This window comes from Helicobacter sp. 13S00482-2 (assembly GCF_002272795.1).
Lineage (GTDB): Bacteria > Campylobacterota > Campylobacteria > Campylobacterales > Helicobacteraceae > Helicobacter_J.
In genome coordinates this window covers 1-2,988 of sequence record NZ_MLAT01000038.1, presented here as the reverse complement: position 1 = coordinate 2,988, position 2,988 = coordinate 1, and the positions used below count along the sequence as shown (strand labels likewise).

3 protein-coding genes are annotated in these 2,988 nt (G+C 26.8%); all 3 read right to left on the bottom strand.

Features of this window, described 5'->3' with window-relative positions; genetic code table 11:
* Window positions 1-673 precede the first annotated feature (673 nt).
* Window positions 674-1,366: a hypothetical protein gene (locus BKH42_RS08955; RefSeq protein WP_095296257.1), complete on the bottom strand. Its 693-nt coding sequence runs from the start codon at window positions 1,364-1,366 to the stop codon at window positions 674-676.
* Entirely contained in the window at window positions 1,344-1,631 is a 288-nt protein-coding gene (locus tag BKH42_RS08950; RefSeq protein WP_095296256.1) for a hypothetical protein, read from the bottom strand. The genes BKH42_RS08955 and BKH42_RS08950 overlap by 23 nt, the downstream gene beginning before the upstream one ends.
* An 818-nt stretch (window positions 1,632-2,449) precedes the next feature.
* The coding region (locus BKH42_RS09605) for a hypothetical protein (RefSeq protein ID WP_219349859.1) at window positions 2,450-2,988 on the bottom strand (539 nt) is incomplete at its 5' end.

The window sequence follows — 2,988 nt, the reverse complement described above, 5'->3', positions numbered from 1 at the left end:
AAAATAAAATGTTATCCTTTAGGATTATAAAAAATAAAAACTTAAATAAATATTAATAATTAGGAAGATAAAATTCGACTATAAAGGAGAATTGAGTCAATGGTGAGAAGATATTTGAAGTTGTTATATTGAAATTAGATCAAAAAAATAAAGCATCATAAATTTTTGCTTCTCCAAAGTTACACATGTGTTTCTATGTCTTCTATAACAAGATTGATAAAATCATCTGGTATAAAATAATAGTTATTCTCTGATAAAAAACTATCCAAAACCCTAATCTCATCTAATTGTAAAAACTGATTCTCGGCTTGAACAAAATTTTTATTCTTAAATTTATTTATAAAACTCCATTGTTTTGAATCAAAATCAAATCTAGTTTCTAAACTATAATACTAACAGTAATGAGATAGATAACTTAATACAAAAACTAATTCATACTTTACCTCATTCAAGGCACTTATAAGCATGATATCATCATCTAAAATAGCTTGGTTTTTATGCATCAAGATGTAATAGGAAAAAGAGTTTTATCATAAAAAATTATTATTAGATACATTATGATTACGGGCGACATCAAGAGGTATCTTTGAATAATCTATGATTGAGTTTTCATGATCATATAAAGATAGCATTTTAATCTCCTATTCTATTTAAATCTCAAATATCTGTAAAATCAATACTCCTCAAATAAACATCTTGAAACATTAATATTTTTCTGAGAATTATCCAACTCGATTCCCTCTACTTCTAACTGAAGTTGTTTATCGCTCAACAATATATAATCATTCTCAATTAAAATATGCTCTATTTGTTTTATAAGATTTTCATCAATATATTCATCTTTTAAGAGTTCTATTTTAGCAAAAGGGGCGATGATAGAGATTTGTAATTTTAGAACTTGCCTTGTGAGTCTAAAAAGCAATGTCCAACATACAGAATAATTAAAATCAGAAAAAGCATCTATTGGTAACTTTAATATCTTGAACTTCTCTATCCAAAATTTCTCAGCAAATCCAATAGGAGAATATGGATAATTACCTAGAGCAAAATTAAAAATACTATGATTTGATCTCAATAACTTGCACAACCTCACAATATCTTTATCGCTAAAGTCCCTTATAACCGAAATCAAATTTTGTGAATACAAAGTTTTGATTGGATATCCATGAATATAGCCTTCTTCTCCCATAAATACTTTTATGTATCCATATTGAGGGTGTTTGTATATCTTTATTGTTTGTTCTTTATTAAAGAATTCTCCTTTTACCCAAGCCTCTTGTGTTACATTAACTCCATCATCACCTTCAGGCCACATTGAATATATTTTTGGTAAAAGAATATCGTTATCTTCCTGTTGGATAGCCATGTATATTTCCTTTCGAGTCCATATGAACTTCTATTTCTCCATATTTAGGATGATTGTATCGTTTTTTGACACCATTCCTACCTGAATTAACCTCTTTACCTTTTACCCAAGCTTCTTGTGTTGCCTTAACCCCATCATCACCTTCAGGCCACTGAGATTTATTGAGGTCATTATTATTGTGTGATGGGACATGTTTGCCTTGTTTCCCTGCATCAACTTTTGGTCCATTTTTCACTCCCCCATCAACAAGACCTTGATTTGGCAACTTTGTCTTAGTCTCAAGTTGGGTTGGTTTGTCTGTTGTGCTTCCTTGTGTTTGTTCCCCTTGCTTGTTCTCTTCACTCTTATGAACATTGTCATCAGGTTTGTTTTCTTCTTTGTGAGCTTTTTTGGATTCTTTAGAAGAATCTTGTTTTAAAGATTTTGCTGTTCATTATCTCTTCCTCATATATCTAAAAAATAATAAATACAATAATCGAATGATTGATAATACCAATAATATACTAGGACTATAGATTAAAATTCTAACATAGATAAAATCAAATAGATATATATGTAAAAATCTAATAAAATATACTAGTGAAATAATAAATATTAAAATATAAAGAAATATTTTTTTATTTTGAAATACAATATAAGAATATATCATATTTAATATATATACCATAAATATGTACAGTAAATTTGAAAAACTTAATAAAAAACTAATAGAAATATAATTATATAAAATATTAAATATATTATTTTTTATATAATAATCTAAAAATATTTTTCTAAATATGAATATAAAGATTAAAATAAATATAATGATGAATAATATTATAATGTAAATTAATCCTACATAAAATTCTAAAAATATCACTAAATTAATTAAATATATCGATAAGCATATTAATAATAAATCAAAATTAGATAAAAATAATATCTTGATAGAGAATTTTTTTTGATCTAAAATACTATTGATGATAAGCGTAACTATTAGAATTGGTAAATTATAAAAAGTAAAAATTAACCATATAAATAAAGCACTTTCGCGATCAAAAGGATATTTCAATTCATTTAAAAATGAAATAATACTTTCCATCATTTTATCTTCATCTCCCGTTCTTGATATAATATTCTGTAATATTCTGAAACTACAGAATGAGTAAAAGCTTGACAATTATTATTCCAAGCCTTATAGTACATATTAAAAGTCTCTTTCACGTTATCAACAGCTCTTCTCATAATCCTATCATCATAATGAATACCATCAGTATCTTCATAGAGTTTGATAACATTTGGATCAGTTTCTACCATAAATACACCATCTCCAAAAAAAATCGCTCGACTATGAGTTGTAAAGCCTATGTTCCCACCCTCTTCATCTTCAAAAAATATCTGTTGATGCTGAAATTTTCTATTATTCCCCATATTTGTTCCATACCAAGACTTTGGAGTATTACTCAAAGGTCTTTTCATCACCTTCGCATTATCCCTATCTTCTTGTTTTACCAAAGAAGCTTGGTGGTTATTGTAATCTAAAATATCTTTAAAAGAAGGATGGTTTGAGTCTGTGTCTTTTGAGTATAAAGGATGGTTTTGATTGTTTTGGTTTAGAACATTTGCATTGTTTGCATTGT

Coding starts and splice junctions, on each gene's coding strand:
- BKH42_RS08955 (WP_095296257.1), bottom strand. CDS start 1,366: ATGGCTATCCAACAGGAAGATAACGATATTCTTTTACCAAAAATATAT.